This window comes from Salmonella sp. 32020114201800008SM (assembly GCF_017572025.1).
In the GTDB taxonomy this organism is placed as follows: Bacteria; Pseudomonadota; Gammaproteobacteria; order Enterobacterales; family Enterobacteriaceae; genus Salmonella; species Salmonella enterica.
Genome location: NZ_JAGEQM010000001.1, coordinates 892,686 through 915,918, shown reverse-complemented (window position 1 = coordinate 915,918; position 23,233 = coordinate 892,686). Strand labels below are relative to the sequence as shown.

Annotated in this window: 25 protein-coding genes and 3 tRNA genes; 21 read left to right on the top strand and 7 right to left on the bottom strand. The window is 50.0% G+C overall.

Annotated elements, in window-relative coordinates:
• Positions 1-11 precede the first annotated feature (11 nt).
• Positions 12-1,415: a flagellar filament capping protein FliD gene (gene fliD, locus J4613_RS04660; protein ID WP_000146802.1), complete on the bottom strand. Its 1,404-nt coding sequence runs from the start codon at positions 1,413-1,415 to the stop codon at positions 12-14.
• A 256-nt stretch (positions 1,416-1,671) separates the two neighbouring features.
• Here fliD and J4613_RS04655 point away from each other — a divergent pair, with 256 nt between their 5' ends.
• The 9 genes from J4613_RS04655 (at position 1,672) to sdiA (ending at position 10,449) form a co-directional block, all read left to right on the top strand.
• Positions 1,672-3,159, top strand: coding sequence for a FliC/FljB family flagellin (locus tag J4613_RS04655; RefSeq protein WP_000079805.1), 1,488 nt, complete (start codon positions 1,672-1,674; stop codon positions 3,157-3,159).
• A gap of 78 nt (positions 3,160-3,237) precedes the next feature.
• Entirely contained in the window at positions 3,238-4,443 is a 1,206-nt protein-coding gene (gene fliB, locus J4613_RS04650) for a flagellin lysine-N-methylase (RefSeq protein ID WP_080180946.1), read from the top strand.
• 196 nt (positions 4,444-4,639) lie between these two features.
• Complete coding sequence (locus J4613_RS04645) at positions 4,640-5,359, top strand: RNA polymerase sigma factor FliA (protein WP_001087453.1); 720 nt, start codon at positions 4,640-4,642, stop codon at positions 5,357-5,359.
• A 58-nt stretch (positions 5,360-5,417) separates the two neighbouring features.
• Positions 5,418-5,969 (top strand): flagella biosynthesis regulatory protein FliZ, encoded by a 552-nt coding sequence (fliZ, locus tag J4613_RS04640; protein WP_000218080.1) that lies wholly within the window; start codon positions 5,418-5,420, stop codon positions 5,967-5,969.
• 146 nt (positions 5,970-6,115) lie between these two features.
• Positions 6,116-6,916: a cystine ABC transporter substrate-binding protein gene (gene tcyJ / locus J4613_RS04635; protein ID WP_000761628.1), complete on the top strand. Its 801-nt coding sequence runs from the start codon at positions 6,116-6,118 to the stop codon at positions 6,914-6,916.
• Positions 6,917-7,069: 153 nt separating this feature from the next.
• Complete coding sequence (dcyD, locus tag J4613_RS04630; RefSeq protein WP_023242957.1) at positions 7,070-8,056, top strand: D-cysteine desulfhydrase; 987 nt, start codon at positions 7,070-7,072, stop codon at positions 8,054-8,056.
• 20 nt (positions 8,057-8,076) lie between these two features.
• Positions 8,077-8,745 (top strand): cystine ABC transporter permease, encoded by a 669-nt coding sequence (tcyL, locus tag J4613_RS04625; RefSeq protein WP_001158234.1) that lies wholly within the window; start codon positions 8,077-8,079, stop codon positions 8,743-8,745.
• Positions 8,742-9,494 (top strand): L-cystine ABC transporter ATP-binding protein TcyN, encoded by a 753-nt coding sequence (gene tcyN, locus J4613_RS04620; RefSeq protein WP_023242958.1) that lies wholly within the window; start codon positions 8,742-8,744, stop codon positions 9,492-9,494. The genes tcyL and tcyN overlap by 4 nt, the downstream gene beginning before the upstream one ends.
• 232 nt (positions 9,495-9,726) lie before the next feature.
• Positions 9,727-10,449, top strand: coding sequence for a transcriptional regulator SdiA (gene sdiA / locus J4613_RS04615; RefSeq protein ID WP_001157167.1), 723 nt, complete (start codon positions 9,727-9,729; stop codon positions 10,447-10,449).
• Between the two features lie 66 nt (positions 10,450-10,515).
• Here sdiA and J4613_RS04610 read toward each other — a convergent pair whose 3' ends face one another.
• The gene (locus J4613_RS04610; RefSeq protein WP_000106483.1) at positions 10,516-10,740 is read right to left on the bottom strand and encodes a DUF2594 family protein; all 225 of its coding nucleotides are present in this window, start codon (positions 10,738-10,740) and stop codon (positions 10,516-10,518) included.
• On the bottom strand, positions 10,737-10,892 hold the full coding sequence (locus J4613_RS04605; RefSeq protein ID WP_000546186.1) for a hypothetical protein: 156 nt from the start codon (positions 10,890-10,892) through the stop codon (positions 10,737-10,739). Before J4613_RS04605 ends, J4613_RS04610 begins: the two co-directional genes overlap by 4 nt.
• Before the next feature lie 311 nt (positions 10,893-11,203).
• Between J4613_RS04605 and uvrY the strand changes: the two genes are divergently transcribed.
• The 10 genes from uvrY to J4613_RS04555 all read left to right on the top strand — a co-directional run bounded on the left by uvrY (position 11,204) and on the right by J4613_RS04555 (position 18,421).
• Positions 11,204-11,860: a UvrY/SirA/GacA family response regulator transcription factor gene (gene uvrY, locus J4613_RS04600; RefSeq protein WP_000611323.1), complete on the top strand. Its 657-nt coding sequence runs from the start codon at positions 11,204-11,206 to the stop codon at positions 11,858-11,860.
• On the top strand, positions 11,857-13,689 hold the full coding sequence (gene uvrC, locus J4613_RS04595) for an excinuclease ABC subunit UvrC (RefSeq protein ID WP_001289468.1): 1,833 nt from the start codon (positions 11,857-11,859) through the stop codon (positions 13,687-13,689). Before uvrY ends, uvrC begins: the two co-directional genes overlap by 4 nt.
• A 56-nt stretch (positions 13,690-13,745) precedes the next feature.
• The gene (gene pgsA / locus J4613_RS04590) at positions 13,746-14,294 is read left to right on the top strand and encodes a CDP-diacylglycerol--glycerol-3-phosphate 3-phosphatidyltransferase (protein WP_001160192.1); all 549 of its coding nucleotides are present in this window, start codon (positions 13,746-13,748) and stop codon (positions 14,292-14,294) included.
• Positions 14,295-14,445: 151 nt separating this feature from the next.
• Positions 14,446-14,521, top strand: a tRNA-Gly gene (locus tag J4613_RS04585).
• 51 nt (positions 14,522-14,572) lie between these two features.
• Positions 14,573-14,646, top strand: a tRNA-Cys gene (locus J4613_RS04580).
• 11 nt (positions 14,647-14,657) lie between these two features.
• Positions 14,658-14,744, top strand: a tRNA-Leu gene (locus tag J4613_RS04575).
• 249 nt (positions 14,745-14,993) lie between these two features.
• Positions 14,994-15,326 (top strand): hypothetical protein, encoded by a 333-nt coding sequence (locus J4613_RS04570; protein ID WP_023209714.1) that lies wholly within the window; start codon positions 14,994-14,996, stop codon positions 15,324-15,326.
• A 213-nt stretch (positions 15,327-15,539) separates the two neighbouring features.
• Positions 15,540-16,979 (top strand): SH3 domain-containing C40 family peptidase, encoded by a 1,440-nt coding sequence (locus J4613_RS04565; protein WP_077910363.1) that lies wholly within the window; start codon positions 15,540-15,542, stop codon positions 16,977-16,979.
• Between the two features lie 212 nt (positions 16,980-17,191).
• Positions 17,192-17,518, top strand: coding sequence for a glucose-6-phosphate dehydrogenase (locus J4613_RS04560; RefSeq protein ID WP_000240837.1), 327 nt, complete (start codon positions 17,192-17,194; stop codon positions 17,516-17,518).
• Between the two features lie 237 nt (positions 17,519-17,755).
• Complete coding sequence (locus J4613_RS04555; RefSeq protein ID WP_000781520.1) at positions 17,756-18,421, top strand: YecA family protein; 666 nt, start codon at positions 17,756-17,758, stop codon at positions 18,419-18,421.
• Positions 18,422-18,495: 74 nt separating this feature from the next.
• Here the strand turns inward: J4613_RS04555 and tyrP are convergent, their stop codons facing one another.
• The gene (tyrP, locus tag J4613_RS04550) at positions 18,496-19,707 is read right to left on the bottom strand and encodes a tyrosine transporter TyrP (RefSeq protein ID WP_023204702.1); all 1,212 of its coding nucleotides are present in this window, start codon (positions 19,705-19,707) and stop codon (positions 18,496-18,498) included.
• Positions 19,708-19,933: 226 nt separating this feature from the next.
• Between tyrP and J4613_RS04545 the strand changes: the two genes are divergently transcribed.
• Positions 19,934-20,173, top strand: a complete 240-nt coding sequence (locus J4613_RS04545; RefSeq protein WP_000377238.1) for a YecH family metal-binding protein — start codon at positions 19,934-19,936, stop codon at positions 20,171-20,173.
• Positions 20,174-20,218: 45 nt separating this feature from the next.
• Here the strand turns inward: J4613_RS04545 and ftnA are convergent, their stop codons facing one another.
• Both ftnA and J4613_RS04535 read right to left on the bottom strand, forming a co-directional pair.
• Positions 20,219-20,716: a non-heme ferritin gene (ftnA, locus tag J4613_RS04540; protein ID WP_000920615.1), complete on the bottom strand. Its 498-nt coding sequence runs from the start codon at positions 20,714-20,716 to the stop codon at positions 20,219-20,221.
• A 239-nt stretch (positions 20,717-20,955) separates the two neighbouring features.
• Entirely contained in the window at positions 20,956-21,291 is a 336-nt protein-coding gene (locus J4613_RS04535; protein ID WP_000803229.1) for a YecR-like lipofamily protein, read from the bottom strand.
• Between the two features lie 255 nt (positions 21,292-21,546).
• Here J4613_RS04535 and J4613_RS04530 point away from each other — a divergent pair, with 255 nt between their 5' ends.
• A complete protein-coding gene (locus tag J4613_RS04530; protein ID WP_000684804.1) occupies positions 21,547-22,185 on the top strand; it encodes an RpiB/LacA/LacB family sugar-phosphate isomerase in 639 nt (212 codons plus the stop codon).
• A 178-nt stretch (positions 22,186-22,363) separates the two neighbouring features.
• Here J4613_RS04530 and J4613_RS04525 read toward each other — a convergent pair whose 3' ends face one another.
• Positions 22,364-22,867 (bottom strand): non-heme ferritin-like protein, encoded by a 504-nt coding sequence (locus J4613_RS04525; protein WP_000741707.1) that lies wholly within the window; start codon positions 22,865-22,867, stop codon positions 22,364-22,366.
• Positions 22,868-23,233 lie beyond the last annotated feature (366 nt).

Genomic DNA, 23,233 nt, shown 5'->3' with positions numbered 1-23,233 from the left:
GACCTCTGTTATCAGGACTTGTTCATAGCTGTAAATTGCTGGGTCAAATAACTACTGGTGTTATTCAGCTTACTCATCATGGTATCCAGTTGGGTAAACTGGGCCTTGTAACGGGCAACGGTTTCATCGATGCTGTTGCTAACGGACAGGTACTGTTTTGTCAGGCTTTTCAGCGTGGCGTTAACGTTGTCCTGCGCATTATCAATAATGCCGTCATCCGCCAGATAACTTTTCACTTCGGTGGCAATTTTGGTGGTGATCCCCGTTTCTTTACCATCGCCCACCAGCAGCTCACGCGCTGCGGCTGTGTTATCTTTCAGTACTTTGGTCAGCTTATCATCATCAATCTTCAGTTTGCCGGAAGTCCCATCCTGGGTGATGCCAATTTCCGCCATTGTTTTGAACGCAGAATTACTGCCGCTATTGGCAAATTGTGCCCGAATCCCGGTCTGGATAGTACGAACCACACTATCGCCTAACAGCGCGCCGTTTTTATCGCTGGCTTCTTCGCCCGGCTCAACGGCGGTATATTTGGTTAACGAGCTAAAGGTATCCACTAGCGAGTTATAGGCATCCACCCAGGATTTAATCGCCTCTTTCGCCTTGGTATCATCTTTCGTTACCGTCACGGTCGCGTCGGTCACTTTCTTCGTCAGGGTGAGCGTAATTCCCTGAGGGGCGTCGGTTACGGTATTGCTCTGACGCTCAATGTCGATGCCGTTTACGTTCAGCTTCGCGTTTTCTGCTTTCACCAGCTCTTGCATATTGCCGGTATTGGTGGTGCTGTCATAAGCGAGTAAATCGTTAAGTTTTGTATCGCCTTCCACCGTGATCTTCATCGTATTGTCGGTACCGCTATTGGCGGTAAGCACCAACTGGAATTCGTTCTCTTTGACCTTAACGATACTGGCGGCGATACCGCTGTCGGCGTCATTGATGGCGTCACGGATCGCCTCCATGGAGGTGTCGCCTTTATCCAGCTTAATTTCCAGCGGCTCTTTACGTCCCGGCTGTTCAATTTTAATTGTCCGGGACGTGACCGACGTATCGCCCAACTGCTCTTTGGTAGTTGCGAAGGTGGTTTTTGTCGCCAGCGACTGTGCGGCGGCAAGCTGGGTTACGTTAATCTTATAAGTCCCTGCGGCAGCGCCAGCGGTAGTACTGACTTTGAGGTCCTCTGTCGTGCTGGACGCCACGGTAGACTTAAATAAATCCGCTTTATTTAACGCGGTATTTGCCGTCTGGAATTTTTCTAATGCGCTTTTCAATGTGCCATAGGCGGTTAGCTTTGCCGAATTCGCGCTCTGCTGTTTGGTAATTGGCGTTAAGCGTCCTTTTTCGTTTTTTGTCAGGTCTGTCAACAACTGGTCTAACGGTAAGTTTGATCCCACACCTAATGATGAAATTGAAGCCATGCCTTCTTCCTTTTTGATTGCAAACAGTAGTTAAGCGCGTTATCGGCAATCTGGAGGCAAAGTTTAATGATAATTTTGCAAAAATAATGCGCGGAATAATGATGCATAAAGCGGCTATTTCGCCGCCTAAGAAAAAGATCGGGGGAAGTGAAAAATTTTCTAAAGTTCGAAATTCAGGTGCCGATACAAGGGTTACGGTGAGAAACCGTGGGCAACAGCCCAATAACATCAAGTTGTAATTGATAAGGAAAAGATCATGGCACAAGTCATTAATACAAACAGCCTGTCGCTGTTGACCCAGAATAACCTGAACAAATCCCAGTCTGCTCTGGGTACCGCTATCGAGCGTCTGTCTTCCGGTCTGCGTATCAACAGCGCGAAAGACGATGCGGCAGGTCAGGCAATTGCTAACCGTTTCACCGCGAACATCAAAGGTCTGACTCAGGCTTCCCGTAACGCTAACGACGGTATCTCCATTGCGCAGACCACTGAAGGCGCGCTGAACGAAATCAACAACAACCTGCAGCGTGTGCGTGAACTGGCGGTTCAGTCTGCTAACAGCACCAACTCCCAGTCTGACCTCGACTCCATCCAGGCTGAAATCACCCAGCGTCTGAACGAAATCGACCGTGTTTCTGGCCAGACCCAGTTCAACGGCGTGAAAGTCCTGGCGCAGGACAACACCCTGACCATCCAGGTTGGCGCGAACGACGGTGAAACTATCGATATCGATCTGAAGCAGATCAACTCTCAGACCCTGGGTCTGGATACGCTGAATGTGCAACAAAAATATAAGGTCAGCGATACGGCTGCAACTGTTACAGGATATGCCGATACTACGATTGCTTTAGACAATAGTACTTTTAAAGCCTCGGCTACTGGTCTTGGTGGTACTGACCAGAAAATTGATGGCGATTTAAAATTTGATGATACGACTGGAAAATATTACGCCAAAGTTACCGTTACGGGGGGAACTGGTAAAGATGGCTATTATGAAGTTTCCGTTGATAAGACGAACGGTGAGGTGACTCTTGCTGGCGGTGCGACTTCCCCGCTTACAGGTGGACTACCTGCGACAGCAACTGAGGATGTGAAAAATGTACAAGTTGCAAATGCTGATTTGACAGAGGCTAAAGCCGCATTGACAGCAGCAGGTGTTACCGGCACAGCATCTGTTGTTAAGATGTCTTATACTGATAATAACGGTAAAACTATTGATGGTGGTTTAGCAGTTAAGGTAGGCGATGATTACTATTCTGCAACTCAAAATAAAGATGGTTCCATAAGTATTAATACTACGAAATACACTGCAGATGACGGTACATCCAAAACTGCACTAAACAAACTGGGTGGCGCAGACGGCAAAACCGAAGTTGTTTCTATTGGTGGTAAAACTTACGCTGCAAGTAAAGCCGAAGGTCACAACTTTAAAGCACAGCCTGATCTGGCGGAAGCGGCTGCTACAACCACCGAAAACCCGCTGCAGAAAATTGATGCTGCTTTGGCACAGGTTGACACGTTACGTTCTGACTTGGGTGCGGTACAGAACCGTTTCAACTCCGCTATTACCAACCTGGGCAACACCGTAAACAACCTGACTTCTGCCCGTAGCCGTATCGAAGATTCCGACTACGCGACCGAAGTTTCCAACATGTCTCGCGCGCAGATTCTGCAGCAGGCCGGTACCTCCGTTCTGGCGCAGGCGAACCAGGTTCCGCAAAACGTCCTCTCTTTACTGCGTTAATCCGGCGATTGATTCACCGACACGTGGTACACAATCAAGGCAGCGAAAGCTGCCTTTTTTAATTCCGGAGCCTGTGTAATGAAAGAAATCACCGTCACTGAACCTGCCTTTGTCACCCGCTTTTCCTGTTCTGGCTCGGCCTGTCGCGACCACTGTTGTAAAGGCTGGAAAATCACGCTGGATAAGACGACGGTTAAAAAGTATCTCGCCAGTAAAGACGCGACGATTCGTACCATCGCGCAAGACCATATTATCCTGCTGAAAAAGAACAACAGCCACTGGGGCGAAATTAAGCTGCCTTCGGCGCTGGGGAATTGCCCTTATCTGGATGAGGACCGTCTGTGCCGGGTGCAAAAAACGTTAGGCGCAAAGGCATTAAGTCATACCTGTTCCTCTTTCCCGCGGGCGCATCATACCTATAAAAATGAGGTGCGTAACTCTCTGAGTCTTGCCTGCCCGGAGGTGACGTCCCGCATTTTAAACGATCCTGACGCAATGGCACTCAGCGAAAAAACAATCATTCAGCAGACATTCAATACTGCGCCGTTATTCCCAGCGCAGCAAAAGTTACTCAATCTGTTTTGCCTGAGTCTGATCAACCATGCCAACAGCAGTACGGAAGCCGCGCTCTATGCGTTGATTAAATTCGTCATGTATGCACAGAAATTTGCCAAAATTGATGATGCCGCGCTGGGCGAACTGGAACAGGTGTATGCCGCGTTACTTGAACAGTTGCAGACCGGCGTGTTGGCGCAGGAGTTGATGAATATCGCGCCGGACAGCAAGGTAAAAACCTCGCTGGTATTGCAGATGCAGAACTATTTCCGCTCGCTCCCGCTTAATCGTGGCAGTGTTATCCTCGATCACTATATCCAGTGCCTTCTGCGGGTGCTGACGGCGGAAGAGGGTGTTTCAATGGAGCAGAAGGTTAGCGATATTGAGTCCTCATTAGCGCGCTGTTTACAGGCGGATGAGCAGCAGAAGAACTGGGCTTTCAGAAATTTAATTCTCTATAAAATTTGGGAAAATAATTTCCCCAACCAGCCGAATGTCGACCCGTTACGCGCGCTGTATATTATCGTGGCGGAATATGCCTTTATTAAGCTATTAACGGCAGCCAGCGTGCATGAGCGCGGGCGGCTTGAGTGGGATGACGTTACTAATATTGTGTATAGCTTTCACTCCCGCAGCCAGCATAACAGCGAGGTGGCGGCGAATTTTCATCGCCATATAGAAACGGTGCGTACTGGCGACGATCTGTCGATGATTCATCTTCTGACATAGTTTTATTCGGGGTGGGCGCTTGCGCATCCCGTTTATCCTATCTGGCTGATTTTATTCTGCTCTTTGAGCCGCTAAAAAGGTGCTACAGGTTACATAAGTGAAATAACCCTTCTTTTATAGCCTTATTCCTTCGATAGAACCCTCTGTAGAAACGGATAATCATGCCGATAACTCATTTAACGCAGGGCTGTTTATCGTGAATTCACTGTATACCGCTGAAGGTGTAATGGATAAACACTCGCTGTGGCAGCGTTATGTACCGCTGGTGCGTCACGAAGCATTGCGCCTGCAGGTGCGATTGCCGGCGAGCGTGGAACTGGACGATCTGCTACAAGCGGGCGGCATCGGGTTATTAAATGCGGTCGACCGATATGACGCTTTGCAAGGAACGGCATTTACCACTTACGCAGTGCAGCGTATTCGTGGGGCGATGCTGGATGAATTACGCAGCCGCGATTGGGTGCCGCGTAGCGTCCGGCGTAATGCCCGCGAAGTGGCGCAGGCGATGGGACAACTGGAGCAGGAACTGGGGCGTAATGCGACGGAAACCGAAGTGGCGGAACGTCTTGGCATCCCTGTTGCGGAGTATCGTCAGATGTTGCTCGATACCAACAACAGCCAACTTTTCTCTTACGATGAGTGGCGGGAAGAGCATGGCGATAGCATCGAACTGGTGACTGAAGAACATCAACAGGAAAACCCGTTACATCAACTGCTGGAGGGCGACCTGCGACAGCGGGTAATGGATGCGATTGAATCGCTGCCGGAACGCGAGCAACTGGTGTTAACGCTGTATTACCAGGAAGAGCTCAATCTCAAAGAGATTGGCGCGGTACTGGAAGTTGGCGAATCGCGGGTCAGCCAGTTGCATAGTCAGGCCATCAAACGATTACGCACCAAACTGGGTAAGTTATAGGTCGCGCATGGTCGCACCCGAAAAGTGCCGCACAACGTATAGACTACCAGGAGTTCTCATGACGGTGCAGCAACCTAAAAGGCGGCCCCTGAGCCGCTATCTTAAAGACTTTAAACACAGCCAGACGCATTGCGCGCATTGTCACAAACTGCTCGACCGCATTACGCTGGTTCGCCGTGGCAAGATCGTTAATAAAATCGCTATTTCACAACTGGATATGCTACTTGACGACGCTGCCTGGCAGCGGGAGCAGAAGGAGTGGGTGGCGCTGTGTCGCTTTTGCGGCGATTTGCACTGCAAAAAGCAGAGTGATTTTTTCGATATTATCGGTTTCAAACAGTATTTGTTTGAACAAACCGAGATGAGTCATGGCACGGTGCGGGAATATGTCGTGCGTTTACGACGTCTTGGCAATTACCTCAGCGAGCAAAACATTTCCCACGATCTGCTGCAGGACGGTTTTCTCGATGAAAGCCTGGCACCATGGTTGCCGGAAACCAGCACCAATAATTACCGTATCGCACTACGTAAATACCAGCAATATAAAGCGCATCAGCAGATTGCGCCCAGACAGAAATCCCCCTTTACCGCCAGTTCTGATATATATTAAAAAAGCATAAGATGTAGCAGAGTCGTGTTGGTGAAACGTGGCAAACCTTCTACATTAGGCTGAGTCCCCCAAAGGTTCGCGAGACGTGACGATGCGCCATGGCGGGACACAGTCTATGGTCATTAACGGCAATATTCGGGGTTACTATGAAATTAGCACTGCTGGGACGTCAGGCACTGATGGGAGTAATGGCTGTAGCTCTGGTGGCGGGAATGAGCGCGAAGAGCTTTGCCGATGAGGGTTTGCTGAACAAAGTTAAAGAACGCGGCACGCTGCTGGTAGGGCTGGAAGGTACCTATCCGCCGTTTAGCTTTCAGGGCGACGACGGCAAATTAACCGGTTTTGAAGTCGATTTCGCCGAGGCGTTGGCAAAACATCTGGGCGTTAAAGCGTCGTTGAAGCCGACCAAATGGGACGGAATGCTGGCGTCACTGGACTCTAAACGCATTGATGTAGTGATAAACCAGGTCACGATTTCAGACGTCCGCAAGAAAAAATATGATTTCTCTACGCCTTATACTGTCTCCGGCGTTCAGGCGCTGGTGAAAAAAGGCAATGAAGGCACGATCAAAACGGCGGCCGATCTGCAGGGCAAAAAAGTCGGCGTTGGGCTGGGGACTAACTATGAAGAGTGGCTACGTCAACATGTGCAGGGCGTGGATATCCGTACCTATGACGATGATCCTACAAAATATCAGGATCTGCGCGTAGGCCGTATTGACGCGATTTTAGTCGATCGTCTGGCGGCGCTGGATCTGGTGAAAAAAACCAAAGGTACGCTGGCCGTCACCGGTGATGCGTTTTCGCGTCAGGAGTCCGGCGTTGCGTTACGTAAAGGCAACGAAGACTTGTTGAAGGCGGTAGATAACGCCATTGCGGAAATGCAAAAAGATGGCACCTTAAAAGCGCTTTCCGAAAAATGGTTTGGCGCTGACGTGACCCAATAATGCTCTACGTTGCCTGGCAGGCAGTGCGCCGCCGGGCAATATCAACCTCATACTATGTCAGCAAACGGAGGCGCGTGAATCGGCGCCTTTTTTATTTCCGTTAGATCAACGTGCATAATAAAAAGAACACACCACAACGTTACCGGAGGCTCAATGCCACTACATCACTTAACGCGCTTTCCTCGCCTGGAGCTTATTGGCGCGCCGACCCCGCTCGAATACCTGCCGCGATTGTCTGATTATCTTGGCCGTGAGATTTACATTAAGCGCGATGACGTTACGCCCATTGCAATGGGCGGCAATAAACTGCGCAAGCTGGAGTTTCTGGTGGCCGACGCGCTGCGAGAAGGGGCGGATACGCTGATAACCGCAGGGGCGATTCAGTCGAACCATGTCCGTCAGACGGCGGCAGTCGCGGCCAAATTGGGACTGCATTGCGTCGCCTTGCTGGAAAATCCAATCGGTACCACCGAGGAAAATTACCTGACGAATGGTAATCGCCTGTTACTGGATTTATTTAATACGCAAGTTGAGATGTGCGATGCGCTAACCGATCCGGATGCGCAGCTGCAAACGCTGGCGACGCGCATTGAAGCGCAAGGGTTCAGGCCCTATGTGATTCCGGTCGGCGGCTCCAGCGCGCTGGGGGCAATGGGATACGTAGAGAGCGCCCTGGAAATCGCCCAGCAGTGTGAAGAAGTTGTCGGGCTCTCTTCGGTGGTGGTGGCCTCCGGCAGCGCCGGAACGCACGCCGGGTTAGCTGTCGGGCTGGAACATCTGATGCCTGACGTCGAACTGATTGGCGTGACCGTTTCACGTTCTGTCGCCGAGCAGAAACCCAAAGTGATTGCCTTGCAGCAGGCTATTGCCGGTCAGCTGGCGCTGACGGCGACGGCGGATATTCATTTATGGGATGACTATTTTGCCCCGGGTTACGGCGTGCCAAATGACGCGGGGATGGAGGCGGTGAAACTGCTGGCGAGCCTGGAGGGGGTGTTGCTGGATCCGGTATATACCGGCAAAGCGATGGCGGGTCTGATAGACGGCATCAGCCAGAAACGCTTTAACGATGACGGGCCGATTCTCTTTATTCACACCGGTGGGGCGCCTGCGCTGTTTGCCTACCATCCTCATGTATAACCTCCAGGTAATCAACGCGAATGCAAGAAAGTATCCAACTGGTTATTGAATCGCTGCCGTATTTGCTTAAAGGCGCCGTCTTTACCCTGCAACTGAGTATTGGCGGTATGTTTTTTGGTCTGCTGCTGGGATTTGTGCTGGCGCTGATGCGGATGTCTCCGCTATGGCTGGTTCGCTGGCTGGCGCGCTTTTATATCTCGATTTTTCGCGGTACGCCGCTTATCGCCCAGTTATTTATGATCTATTACGGCCTGCCGCAATTTGGGATTGAGCTGGACCCTATCCCGGCGGCGATGATTGGTTTATCGCTCAATACCGCGGCTTACACGTCCGAGACGCTGCGCGCGGCGATCTCGGCTATCGACAAGGGGCAATGGGAAGCGGCGGCGAGCATTGGCATGACGCCGTGGCAAACGCTACGTCGCGCTATTTTGCCGCAGGCGGCTCGCGTCGCGCTTCCGCCGTTGAGCAACAGCTTTATCAGCCTGGTGAAAGATACGTCGCTCGCCGCGACGATTCAGGTGCCGGAGTTGTTCCGCCAGGCGCAGTTAATTACCTCGCGAACGCTGGAGGTGTTTACCATGTATCTGGCCGCGTCGTTAATCTACTGGGTAATGGCGACCGTCTTATCGGCACTGCAAAACTATTTTGAAAACCAGCTTAACCGCCAGGAGAGAGAGCCAAAATGAGTGCGATCGAAGTCACCAACCTGGTCAAAAAATTTCATGGTCAAACGGTGCTGCACGGTATCGACCTTGAGGTAAAGCCCGGAGAAGTCGTCGCCATTATCGGCCCGAGCGGCTCAGGGAAGACAACGTTATTACGCTGCATTAACCTGCTGGAACAACCGGAAGCGGGCACCATTAAAGTGGGCGATATTATCATCGATACCGCCCGCCCATTCAGCCAGCAAAAAGGGTTGATTCGCCAGCTACGTCAGCATATCGGCTTTGTTTTTCAGAGTTTTAACCTGTTCCCGCATCGTACCGTGCTGGAAAATATCATTGAAGGTCCGGTGATTGTAAAGGGAGAGCCGAAAGCCGAGGCGACGGCGCTGGCGCGGGAACTGTTAGCCAAAGTCGGGTTGGCCGGTAAAGAGACCCGTTATCCGCGCCGCCTGTCGGGCGGGCAACAGCAGCGCGTAGCGATTGCGCGCGCGCTGGCGATGCGCCCGGAAGTGATTCTGTTTGATGAGCCCACGTCGGCGCTTGATCCTGAATTAGTCGGCGAGGTGCTTAATACGATTCGCCAGCTGGCGCAGGAAAAGCGCACGATGGTGATCGTTACTCACGAAATGGGCTTTGCGCGTGACGTGGCTGACCGGGCAATATTTATGGATCAGGGGCAAATCGTCGAGCAGGGGCCGGCGAAAACCTTGTTCGCCGATCCTCAGCATCCGCGTACCCGCCAGTTCCTTGAGAAATTTTTAGTGAAATAATACCTTTTCAACGCTCGCCCGAATTAGCCGCGCCTTGGGCGAGCGCAATGAATAATTATGAAGTCATTCTGCCAGATTATTAACCTCGCTCTCTGGCGGAAGCCAAAAAACTGTAATGCCGCTCAAGTATTCTACGTTTCGTCCGATATTTCTTATATATAAATACTATTTATGTGTTAATTTAAGCTATTCATAATAATGATTATCAATATCAAAGGCGTGACCATAAAATATGCAGGAAAATGATTTCTTCACCTGGCGACGCGCAATGTTGTTACGCTTTCAGGAGATGGCGGCAGCAGAGGATGTTTATACTGAATTGCAATATCAGACACAGCGGCTGGAATTTGATTATTATGCCCTGTGTGTTCGTCATCCCGTCCCCTTTACCCGGCCTAAAATATCGCTTCGTACCACTTATCCTCCGGCGTGGGTAACGCATTACCAGTCCGAAAACTATTTTGCGATCGATCCGGTATTAAAGCCGGAAAATTTCAGGCAGGGTCATTTACATTGGGATGACGTGCTATTTCATGAAGCGCAGGCGATGTGGGATGCCGCCCAGCGTTTCGGATTACGCAGAGGCGTAACCCAGTGTGTGATGTTGCCGAACCGGGCGCTGGGCTTTTTATCTTTCTCTCGTAGCAGTTTACGCTGCTCCTCGTTTACCTACGATGAAGTGGAGCTGAGGTTGCAACTGCTGGCGCGGGAGAGTCTTTCGGCGCTGACAAGATTTGAAGACGACATGGTGATGGCGCCTGAGATGCGTTTCAGTAAACGTGAGAAAGAGATTCTGAAGTGGACGGCGGAAGGGAAGACCTCATCGGAGATCGCCATTATTCTGTCGATTTCTGAAAATACCGTTAACTTCCATCAGAAAAACATGCAGAAGAAATTCAATGCGCCAAATAAAACACAGATTGCCTGCTACGCTGCGGCGACAGGTCTGATATGACGTGCTGACGATGCTTCGCGCCAGACGCGAAACCGGCTGAAAGCGATGCTAACAGCCGGTTTTTTACTACTGGCGGTAAGCCTGTTTAATTTGCTTAACCGTACTGGAAAATACCGCCGCTTGTGCTTCATCATCCATCTGCGCGATCTGTTTTTCCATTTTAAGAATCACGCGCCCTGCATCGGCCTGGCCCATCGCCTGCAGCATCAGCGTTAACATGGCTTTCAGGCAGTTGACTTCAGTAGCCAGTTCTTGATTATTCTCAGCGGTGGAAAAATCAGGCGTACTCATTTATTTTCCTCGTTATGTTTCAGTGAAAATGTGCGATAGCAGATGTTAAGGCGGCGGAGTATACCATAAGCTACGCTAAAAATAGCAGTGGTTGTTTTTTGATCAAAAAGCGGAGGGGTTACCCACAAAATAAACGTTGCCGCGTGATGCATATATTTTCTTCATTCTTTGTTTATTACGCGTATTTTACTCGTTAATTATTGTTACAAAGTTGATTCCCTAATTAGTGTTTAGACAGCGGAACGTGAAATTTTTGTCACCATTATGAAATAGCAGCCCGGGACAGCGCCGTCAGAAGGGGCTACAACGTTGGCAGTTGCCACACGACGTACAACATAATTTCCAAAAACGAGAGCAAAATCGAATACCCGGTGTTTTTTTACGTTTCAAAGTTGAGATAAAACCAGCTAATATAAGGGCGATTAACTATCAGTAGCGTTATCCCTATTCTGGAGATATTCCTTTGATCAACGTTCTTCTTGTTGATGACCACGAACTGGTGCGCGCAGGGATACGACGCATTCTTGAAGATATAAAGGGCATTAAAGTTGTCGGTGAAGCGTGCTGCGGAGAGGATGCGGTAAAATGGTGCCGTACTAACGCCGTTGACGTCGTGCTGATGGATATGAACATGCCCGGTATTGGCGGCCTTGAGGCGACGCGTAAAATTGCCCGCTCGACAGCGGATATCAAAGTGATCATGCTGACCGTCCATACGGAAAACCCGTTGCCCGCCAAAGTGATGCAGGCTGGCGCAGCTGGCTATCTCAGCAAAGGCGCTGCGCCTCAGGAGGTGGTGAGCGCTATTCGTTCGGTGTATTCCGGACAACGTTATATCGCCTCCGATATCGCTCAGCAGATGGCGCTCAGTCAGATTGAGCCTGCAAAAACGGAAACGCCGTTCGCCAGTTTGTCTGAACGCGAGTTGCAGATTATGCTGATGATCACCAAGGGTCAGAAGGTCAATGAGATTTCAGAACAGCTGAATCTCAGTCCTAAAACGGTGAACAGCTATCGCTATCGTATGTTCAGTAAATTAAACATTCATGGTGATGTTGAGCTGACTCACCTGGCAATCCGCCATGGCCTGTGTAATGCGGAGACGTTAACAAGCCAGTGAGTGAAATATTTGACGCAAAGGCGTTTTTGAAAACCGTTACCAGCCAACCCGGTGTCTATCGTATGTATGACGCCGGCGGTACGGTTATTTATGTCGGTAAAGCAAAAGACCTGAAAAAGCGTCTTTCCAGCTACTTTCGCAGCAACCTGGCTTCGCGTAAAACCGAAGCGCTAGTTGCGCAAATTCAACACATTGATGTCACGGTAACGCATACCGAAACGGAAGCGCTGCTGCTTGAGCATAATTACATCAAGTTGTATCAACCGCGTTACAACGTGTTGTTGCGTGATGATAAATCCTATCCTTTTATTTTTCTGAGCGGCGATACCCATCCGCGTCTGGCGATGCACCGTGGCGCCAAACATGCGAAAGGCGAGTACTTCGGCCCATTTCCTAATGGCTATGCCGTGCGGGAAACGCTGGCGCTGTTACAGAAAATTTTCCCTATCCGCCAGTGCGAAAACAGCGTGTATCGCAACCGCTCGCGTCCTTGCCTGCAATACCAGATTGGCCGCTGCTTAGGCCCCTGCGTTGCAGGACTGGTCAGCGAGGAGGAGTATGCGCAACAGGTGGAGTATGTCCGGTTGTTTTTGTCCGGCAAGGACGACCAGGTCTTAACACAGCTGATTGCCCGGATGGAAAAGGCCAGCCAGGATCTGGCATTTGAAGAGGCGGCGCGTATTCGCGATCAGATCCAGGCGGTACGCCGGGTCACGGAGAGACAGTTTGTCTCCAATGCGGGCGACGATCTCGACGTGATCGGTGTGGCTTTTGATGCGGGTATGGCCTGTGTGCATGTGTTGTTTATTCGCCAGGGTAAGGTGCTGGGCAGCCGCAGCTATTTTCCAAAAGTGCCTGGCGGTACGGAACTGGGCGAAGTGGTGGAAACCTTTGTCGGGCAGTTTTACCTGCAGGGTAGCCAGATGCGCACGCTACCGGGCGAGATACTGCTCGATTTTAATCTGAGTGATAAAACGCTGCTGGCCGACTCGTTGTCGGAACTTGCCGGACGGCGTATTCATGTCCAGACAAAACCGCGTGGCGATCGCGCCCGTTATCTCAAGCTGGCGCGGACCAACGCGGCAACGGCCTTAATCACTAAACTTTCGCAGCAGTCCACCATCACGCAGCGTTTGACCGCGCTGGCGGCGGTATTAAAACTTCCTGCGATCAAGCGGATGGAATGTTTTGACATCAGCCATACCATGGGGGAGCAAACGGTCGCATCCTGTGTGGTATTTGACGCTAACGGGCCGTTACGCGCCGAGTATCGTCGTTATAATATCGCGGGTATCACGCCGGGTGATGACTACGCGGCGATGAATCAGGTGCTACGTCGGCGTTATGGCAAGGCTATAGAAGAAAGTAAGATTCCGGATGTTATTCTGATCGACGGCGGAAAAGGGCAGCTCGCCCAGGCGAAAGCCGTTTTTGCTGAGCTGGATGTCCCCTGGGATAAGCATCGCCCTTTGCTGCTTGGCGTCGCCAAAGGCGCGGACAGAAAGGCCGGTCTGGAAACACTCTTTTTTGAACCGGAAGGCGAGGGGTTTAGCCTGCCGCCGGACTCGCCGGCGCTACATGTTATTCAGCATATTCGCGATGAGTCGCACGATCACGCGATCGGCGGGCACCGTAAAAAACGCGCGAAGGTTAAAAATACCAGTACGCTGGAAACTATTGAAGGCGTTGGGCCTAAACGTCGCCAGATGCTGCTGAAATATATGGGCGGTTTGCAAGGACTACGTAACGCCAGCGTAGAAGAAATTGCAAAAGTGCCGGGTATTTCGCAAGGTCTGGCAGAAAAGATCTTCTGGTCGTTGAAACATTGAGGCCACTGTAGCAACATAGGGGTAATTTCACTGACAACAGATAGTTACCCGTCACTATGCAATTTAATATCCCTACGTTGCTCACGCTGTTTCGCGTCATCCTGATTCCATTCTTTGTCGTGGTGTTTTATTTGCCGTTCGCCTGGGCGCCGATGGTCAGCGCGCTGATTTTCTGTATTGCCGCGATTACCGACTGGTTTGACGGCTTTCTGGCGCGACGCTGGAACCAGAGTACGCGTTTCGGCGCTTTCCTCGACCCCGTCGCCGACAAGGTGCTGGTGGCGATCGCCATGGTGCTGGTCACCGAGCATTATCATAGCTGGTGGGTGACGTTACCTGCGGCGACGATGATAGCCCGCGAAATTATTATCTCTGCTCTGCGTGAATGGATGGCGGAGCTGGGCAAACGCAGTAGTGTAGCGGTCTCCTGGATCGGTAAAGTCAAAACTACCGCGCAGATGGTGGCGCTGGCGTGGCTCTTGTGGCGTCCGAATATCTGGGTAGAGTATGCCGGGATCGCGCTTTTCTTTGTCGCAGCGGTGCTAACATTGTGGTCCATGTTGCAATATTTGAGCGCTGCACGTGGAGATTTGCTTGATCAGTGATCGTTTCGCCGCAAATTTCAGCAAACGATCGTGAGTGACGAAAAATATCGTTGACTCAGTGCGTCAGGTAAGTAGAATGCAACGCATCGAACGGCAGCACTGATTGCCAGACGATAACAAAATCAAGTGATTAACAAAGTTGCTTGATACTGCGGGAATAGCTCAGTTGGTAGAGCACGACCTTGCCAAGGTCGGGGTCGCGAGTTCGAGTCTCGTTTCCCGCTCCAGTTTGAAAGCATTGGCGTAAAGCGGATGCTGGCTGAAAGGCCAAAAAATTTGGCGCGTTAACAAAGCGGTTATGTAGCGGATTGCAAATCCGTCTAGTCCGGTTCGACTCCGGAACGCGCCTCCAATTTTTCCCGAGCCCGGATGGTGGAATCGGTAGACACAAGGGATTTAAAATCCCTCGGCGTTCGCGCTGTGCGGGTTCAAGTCCCGCTCCGGGTACCATGGGAAAGACAAGAATAATCAAAGCAATAAGCAGTGTCGTGAAACCACCTACGGGTGGTTTTTTTGTGCCTTCAGTTTGTATGCCGACCGCGAGCGTGAACTCTCCAGTGCGATATACAGTAAAAAACATCGGTAGCGGCATTTCTGCCAGTACAACAGTTATGTGCTACCGACCCGCAAGAACTTATGCCTGGTAAATACTAAACGTCGGGTAAATCAGCCGATAAAATCCATTAATCTCTATAAAAAATGCTGATATGTTTTATGCCTGCTTTATTAAAGAGAGTAGGTCTGCCAGTGAAATATACCGATAATGCAAAATTATTTATTAGCTTCATTAATATTGGGATTGTAGGTTGCGCTTTTTTACTTTTTTTTATTTTGTATGAGCCTGAGAGTGCAATCGTAACCTACTCTCTTCCAGGAGAGCCTTCCTCTTCAACATGTGATGCGCGTAATTTTATTGGCTACGTCGATGAAAACGACTTTGCAGAGTATATAAAAAAAGTAGAACTGACGCGCTACAATATGTATTGTCTGAAAAAAACAGGGGCGGGCCAGTGGAGTATTTATGCAAATTAAACGAGTATATAACTGTTCAGGGGTGTTTTCTGCACAATTTAATTAAAGGTAGATAGCGAACTAATATTCATCACTAGGTAATGTGATCCGCTTCATGCTTTAATCACGTTTTGCAATATTGTCTTAATAACAGGTCAACTACAGATAATTTCGGGTTTTCGTGAATGGCGGTTTTGGTCAGTCTCTATATTATGCTTTCCCCGCTTTACGGAGATGATGATGCAAAAGAAAACCTGGGCCGTTTTATTGATACCATTGTGCCTCACCTCTTGCCACCAGACGACCTACCGATCAACAGCCAAAGATGAAATTGTCGCAGGGAGCTATATTGACCCGACAAAAACACGCTTTCCGTTAGCGGATTATTCACAGTCGGTTGATAAATGGATACCTCCGGACTCGGCTGATTACACTATTCCGGTTATTGATAGTGCTACCCAACAGCGCTACTTTCACGCACTAAAATCTCATTATTTCGGAATGGACAGTGAAGCGCACTCGCCGTGGAATGGTTTTTATATTACCGCATTGCTGAAAAAAAATGCAGCACAGGCCCGGGATGCCAGTATTAAGCAGTTTCTTAGCGACGGCAGTGCTTATTGGGGGGAAAACTTCAGACTTTATACCTCTCGCTGGAAAGAGGAGGTTAGAGGGAATACGGATACGCAGATTGACAATATCTATCATGCCTCCCGGCGAGGCATTATGGTCAGAGAAAGTTTAGTCAGAGCGCTGCCAACGGACGACCCGCTCTTTAACGATCCCCGTCAGGCAGGCGAGGGGTATCCGTTTGATAATTTACAAATGTCTTCGCTGCGTCCCGGTACGCCGGTCTATACGCTGACGAAGAGCAAAGACCAACGCTGGCAATATGTCGTTTCACCAGCGGTAACTGGCTGGGTTCATAGTGAAGATATTGCCAGTACGGATCAGAAATTTATAACACAGTGGGTTTTGCTTGCTCATAAGCAACTGGGGGCATTTATCAACGCGCCGGTTTCTGTCCATGTCGCAGGCGTCTATTATTTCACCGGGCGACCGGGCACTATTTTACCGTTCCGACATCAACGGGCGGGCCAGTTCCTGATTGCGGCGCCAGTTCGCGGCAGCAACGGTCGCGCGTTTATCCATTGGGTCTGGCTAAGCGGTAACGAGTTTACGGCTATGCCGTGGAAAATGACGCCGGAAAATATCGCCGTGCTAATGAAAGCAATGCACGGCGCCCCCTACGGTTGGGGAAATTTTAACTTTTATAATGATTGTTCAGCCGAAGTCCGCAGCCTGTTAATGCCGTTTGGCATATTCCTGCCCAGACATTCATCCGCGCAGGTAGAGGCTGCTGGACGGGTGGTCGATCTTAGTCATAAAAGTCCCCAAATGCGGATCGATTATCTCACCAGATACGGAAAACCGTTTACTACGCTGGTCTATATTCCAGGGCATATTATGCTGTATATCGGTAACACAACCATGAATGGGCAGGTCGTGCCGATGACTTATCAGAATATCTGGGGATTGCGCCCAAACCATGCTAATAGCCGGAGCATTATCGGTGAGGCGGTATTTTTGCCGTTACTGCGTTTTTATCCTGAAAATCCTGAGCTGATATCACTGGCTGGTAAGGTTCTGTTTAAGCTTGGTTATATAGAATAGGTTGACAAACTGTGTTATCGCGGAAGACATGATTAAGGCAACCGTGCGCGTGGATATAAAGAGAGTATCCCTGTAAACTGTGTCTGAAAAAAGTATGCGCTATAGTGCGGGCTGTTTATTTGAAATACTATCTGGAGCTGATTCTGGATGTGATTATGTGCCTCACACATTGAAGTGAGAGTTATTGTTGGCGGTATCTGGCTGGAGGCTGGGTGGTAAAAAGACGTAATTTATTGCATTTTAATAACGGTGCCCGGTCAGAGCGCGATCTTGGGGATCTGGTCACTAAAGTTTTTGAGAAAGCGGCGAAAAAAGAACCGCAACCGCTATACACATTTAGCCTGCCGTTGCTGAGTGTGCAGGATGAGATCCGTGTTTACTGTAAGAAAAAAAATATCAAAATAGGGTACGATACGCTGTTTATGGAAATAACCTTTTCTGCTGACAGAGAAGCGGTAGACGAACTCATTAAACACTTTTTTACTGAAAATAAGCTCTATTTGAGAGGGCGGTTTTATCTGTCCGCGGCGGTGGTATAAGTTAGCATGAGTATAATATAGCGAGAAACCCATCTCTCGCTTTTGTGTGGGGCGAGCGCTTCCTGGCGGAAAATCTGCGCCCTGATCCTCCTTTTGTGCGTTAACTTCCGGAATCCTCCTCATTTCGTGTTAATCTGGCCCCTGATGGTTGCCATCCAACTGCCTGCAAAAAAATTATTTTTATCCGCTGCAATGTAAGAGGCCTACAGGCGGAAGTCATCACTGAGGAAAAGCGTTATGAAAATGGAACCATTAAACGAGAACGAGCTGGAATGGCTGGATGATGTGCTGACGAAATACAATACCGATCAGGCCATTTTGGATGTCGCGGAGCTGGACGGTCTGATTACTGCGGTACTAAGTTCTCCGCGTCCCATCGACCCGGAACAGTGGCTGGTCGCGATATGGGGGGGACCCGCGTACGTACCGCGCTGGACATCTGAAAAAGAAATGACGCGATTTATGGATCTGGTGTTCCAGCACATGGCGGACACAGCCGCCCGGCTTGAAGACTATCCAGAACAGTTCGAGCCGCTGTTTGGCCTGCGAGAAGTTGATGGCCATGAATTAACGATTGTTGAAGAATGGTGCTTTGGTTACATGCGCGGAGTGTCGCTGTCCGACTGGTCTGACTTGCCGGATACGCTAAAACCGGCGCTGGAAGCGATTGCCTTACACGGCACGGAAGAAAACTTTGCGCTGTTGGATAAAATGAGCCCGGAAGCGTTCGATAAAAGCGTTGACGCTATCCGTATCGCGGCGCTTGAGCTGCATGCCTGGTGGATGGCGCATCCGCACACGACGCCGCTACAGATGCCGATAAAAGCAGAGGTGAAAGTGGGGCGTAACGATCCTTGTCCATGCGGGAGCGGCAAAAAATTTAAGCAGTGCTGCCTGCATTAATGGCTCGTAAACGGCCATAGCGTGATGATTATCGAGCCTGGACGGCGTCCGGGCCCGGTAATCTTTGCCTGGCGTTAACCTGGATCGGGCAGGAACCCCAGTGCGATCGAAAACTGGACGCCAATCACGACAATGCCGCAGATAAACACCAGCGCCAGCGCTGGCGTGCCGCCTGCCACACGATATCCCGCCTGAGGGCTCTGTTTACGGCATTGCCAGACCAGCATGGCAGGGATGAGTAGTGCCAGCACTGCCAGCGCTACGCCGGCATAGCCTAATGCCATCACAAATCCACGTGGGTAGAAAAGCGCAAACGCCAGCGGCGGCAGAAAGGTAATCAGCCCGGTTTGCAGGCGTCCGGACACCGTACTGCGGCGCTGGAATAGATCGGCCAGGTAATCAAATAATCCTAGCGCTACGCCCAGAAAAGAGGTCGCCAGCGCCAGATCGGCGAACAGGTGGACCGCCAGTTCGACATGTGGCGAAGCGACCACTTCTCTGAGCGCCTGCAGCAGGCCATTTAACCCGGCATGGCTGGCCAGTAGCACTCTGAATGTCGGCGAGTCGATACTTCCCAGCGTGGCGAGCTGCCAAAAAATATAGGCCACTAGCGGAATGGCGCTACCCGTCATAAAGACCCAACGCAGCCGGCGAATGTTGCCGTTCATATAACTCACAATACTCGGTACGCTTCCGTGAAAACCAAACGAGGTGAAAATGACCGGTATGGCGGACAATGCCAGCCCCTGCTGTAAAGGAAGCGTAAGAAGATTTACTTTATGAATATGTGGCGTGAGCAACGCAAGCATGATGACCAGAAAAATGATCTTTGCGCTAAACAGGAAGCGGTTAAAAAGGTCGACCAGCGAGGTGCCCACACACACCACCCCACCGGCAACAAAGGTGAACAGCAGCACCCCGGCAGCGGGCGAGAGCGTGGCGCCAAGCCAGTTATTAATACTGGATGCCAGTAATTCTCCGGCTCCGGAAATGTAGGCGGCGGTGAGCGCATACATTAAGAACATCATACTGAATCCCGTAAGCCACTGTCCGTAACGTCCAAGATAGCGTTTTGCCAACGAGCCCAGTCCGGTATCCGCCGGAACGTGTTGATATACCTCCAGTAATAGTAGCGCGGTATAACACATCAGCGCCCACAGGCCAATCAACAATCCCAGCGTGACGCTGAAACCAACGCCAGCCGCTGCCAGCGGCATTGCCAGCATCCCGGCGCCGATAGTGGTGCCTGCCACGATAAAAATACTGCCCAGAGTTCTGTTTTTCACGCTTTCTACTACCCCGGTAACAAAGAACGGTGATATCCGCGGCGCAGGGTAAGGCATTACGCTATTTTCGTCAAATGGTCGTTACAATGGGTGTACTGTAAAATTTACAGTTCCGGGCATAAAAGCGAATATGGGAGGAGACGCGGGCAACCGCCGCAAACCTGCGCTAGCGCAAAGTCGCTCGCACACGGACACATTAGGCTACGAGTTTTATTCAGGAGGGGTTATGGATTCCATTCACGGTCACGAAGTACTCAACATGATGATTGAGTCTGGCGAGCAGTACACGCATACCTCGCTGGAGGCGGCAATAAAAGCGCGCTTTGGCGAGCGGGCACGATTTCACACCTGTTCAGCGTCAGATATGACGGCGGCGGAACTGGTCGCGTTTCTGGCGGCGAAAGGAAAGTTTATTGCGGTGGAGGACGGTTTTTCAACGCATGAGAGTAAAATCTGCCGCCATTAATACGCCACGGTGAGAGCGCGTCTCACCGTGTAAGGACGTGCTGGATTAATTTTGCGTATCCAGGGTGGAGAGTTCTTTATCAATGAAATAAAGCCCTTCGCCGCTTTTTCCCGCCAGCGTTAATTTATCAATAATAGATTTGAACAGTTTTTCTTCTTCATGCTGTTCTGCCACATACCACTGCAAGAAATTAAATGTCGGATAATCCTGGCTGGTCATTGCGGCATGAGCCAGTTCATTAATTTTTTGCGTAATAAGCTGCTCATGCTCATAGGTCGCGCGGAACAGTTCATCCAGTGAGGTGTACTCAGCGAAGGGCGAAGAAACGCTATTAATGCGCGGCAGGCTTCCGGTATCGGTAAGGTAGTCAAACAGGCGCTGCATATGCGTCATCTCTTCTTGCGCATGGCGACGAAGAAATGCGGCCGCGCCTTCAAAACTGTGATAGCTACACCACGCGCTCATTTGTTGATAGAGCAGGGAGGAGTACAACTCCAGATTCATTTGCTCATTCAGTTTGTCGATCATTTCTGTTTTCAGCATGGTTCCGCTCCACAAATAGCAAAAGATATACGGTAATGTGGCGCCACTATAATTTGTTATTTTATTATTTGCAAAAGGTAAAATATTAAATTTAATTATTAAAAATACGAATGGGAATAAAACGCATTAACGCCAGTGTATAGGGTATAAAAATAAAGGAAAGCCAGCACCTTCATGCTGGCAATAGCGACCTTGCACTCTCCTCCATTGTACATGGTGTCGGCGTTAAGCCAGCCGCCTTAATAATAAAGCGGCATGATTTGCGGGACGGCAACGCCCCGGCACTGCCAGGAGAGGGTAAATCGGGTGTTCAGACACAACGAGCCCGCATAAATGCTACAGGTTCCTACCGGCTGACCAAACGAAACGGCATCGGCATAGCCCATCTGCTGGCATTCGCGTGTTGCGGTCCCGTGAGATACATAGTCATCTGTCCGTGAAGTAAAAAATAGCGGCTGGTTATACGTCAAGCGCACGATGCCGCTTATCGGGCTGGCTTCGCTGACCTGCGCTTGTCGAGTAATGGTGCATCCCGTCAGGGCTAGCAGTGAAAGAGTAAAAATAAGAGGCTTCATAAAATCGCTCCGACAGTTCGGTATCAGACCATGCTACCTCGTGTCTTGCACCGTCAATGGCTGGAATAACTTACGGATTCGCCTTGATTAAAGGTAACGGCAGGGGGTTTACAGCGGGAACAGAAAATGTGTGAGCGTCTCTTCATTTAATGAAACTTGGTTTCATTAAATTTGAATGCGTGTTCTTAAGTGTGTAGTGTGGGCAAAACGTCATGATTTACGCAGACGCGACCGTCTGCATTCAGGAGGAACACGATGAAAATTGCACTGATGATGGAAAATAGCCAGGCCAGCAAAAATGCCATCATTTATAACGAACTTAGCGCCGTCGCCAATGAAAAGGGATTTCCCGTTTTTAACGTTGGCATGTGCGACGAAAATGACCATCACCTGACGTACATTCATTTAGGCATCATGGCGAGTATTCTGCTTAATGCAAACGCGGTTGATTTTGTGGTTACTGGCTGTGGCACCGGTCAGGGCGCGCTGATGTCGTTAAATATTCATCCAGGTGTCATTTGTGGCTATTGCATCGATCCGGCAGATGCTTTTCTGTTTGCGCAGATCAACAACGGCAATGCGTTGTCCCTGCCATTTGCGAAAGGCTTTGGCTGGGGCGCTGAGCTGAACGTGCGTTTCATCTTTGAAAAAGCGTTTACCGGGCGTAAAGGCGAGGGGTATCCGCCTGAGCGCAAAGCGCCGCAGGTACGCAATGCGGGCATTTTGAATCAGGTTAAGGCCGCGGTCGTCAAAGAGAATTATCTGGATACACTACGGGCTATCGATCCTGAACTGGTTAAAACGGCGGTTTCAGGGCCGCGTTTCCAGCAATGTTTGTTTGAAAACGGCCAGAATAAAGAAATAGAAGCGTTTGTACGTGAGATGCTGGGGTAATGCCTGGACAAGACAGAGGCGTTTCGCGCCTGTCGGCTGGCATGATGTGCCGATAATACGCCAGTAGCGACAGGCACCACCTCTGGCAAACAGATCAGAAACGGTGTAGGCCGGATAAGCTGCTTCGCGTTGCTATCCGGCTAATAACGTCTCAATATTGTCGCTCGGGGTGCCGCTATCAGTGATGCTGATAGGTCACGACGTTAAGGAGATGCTGATCGGTTTGCGCCAGGCATAGCCCTGCTCGTTTAGCGCTGCGAACTTCTTCGAGAATAGTTTGTAAAAGTACGCCATCCTGCTGCTGCTCTTTTTCCAGGGTATGGAGAAAATCAAGCGTTGAGGCATCATTCAGCGCTTTCGCTTCATCTGCCAGACGCGACAGCGTGCTGGCGCGTTGCTGATAATCCTCCAGGGTTTTCTGGAACAACTCTTCCAGAGAGCAGAGCTCTTCACCCGGAACGTCAATGGCTTTAACGATAGGGGTGGCGCCGGCGTTTTTCATAAAATTAAACATGCGCATCATTTGCGTCACGTTGCCTTGCGCCTGGGTACGAAGAAAGGTGGCGGTGCCTGTTAAACTGTGTTCAGAACACCATTCGCTTAGATGGAGGTAAAGATTTGATGCGTAAAACTCAAGGTTCATTGGCGTGTTGAGCTTTTGAACCATTCCTACAGCTGCCATAACAATATCCTTATTTCCAGAAAGTGTTGATGTGCATGACAGACGAGAATGCAACGGGCCGTTGTCACATTCTTACCTCTATGCACAATAAATACTCTTAGCAGAAGAACTCCGTTCCGCCAGTCCCTTATGCGATCTCATTTCCTGTTTATCGATCGGTAATGAGAATAGCGCGTCAATAAAAATAAGAAAATCCTTAAATGCAATTGTTTATCTTTTTTTACATTTTCAGCGGTGTGATTTTTTCAGGTGTAATGATTTTGGATGAGGAACAGTTGCAACCATTTGAAAGTTAAATGATATTATATAGATTTGTAATTTATGAAACATTGTTTCAGATCATGGGTTAAGCCTTTTAAGTATGTT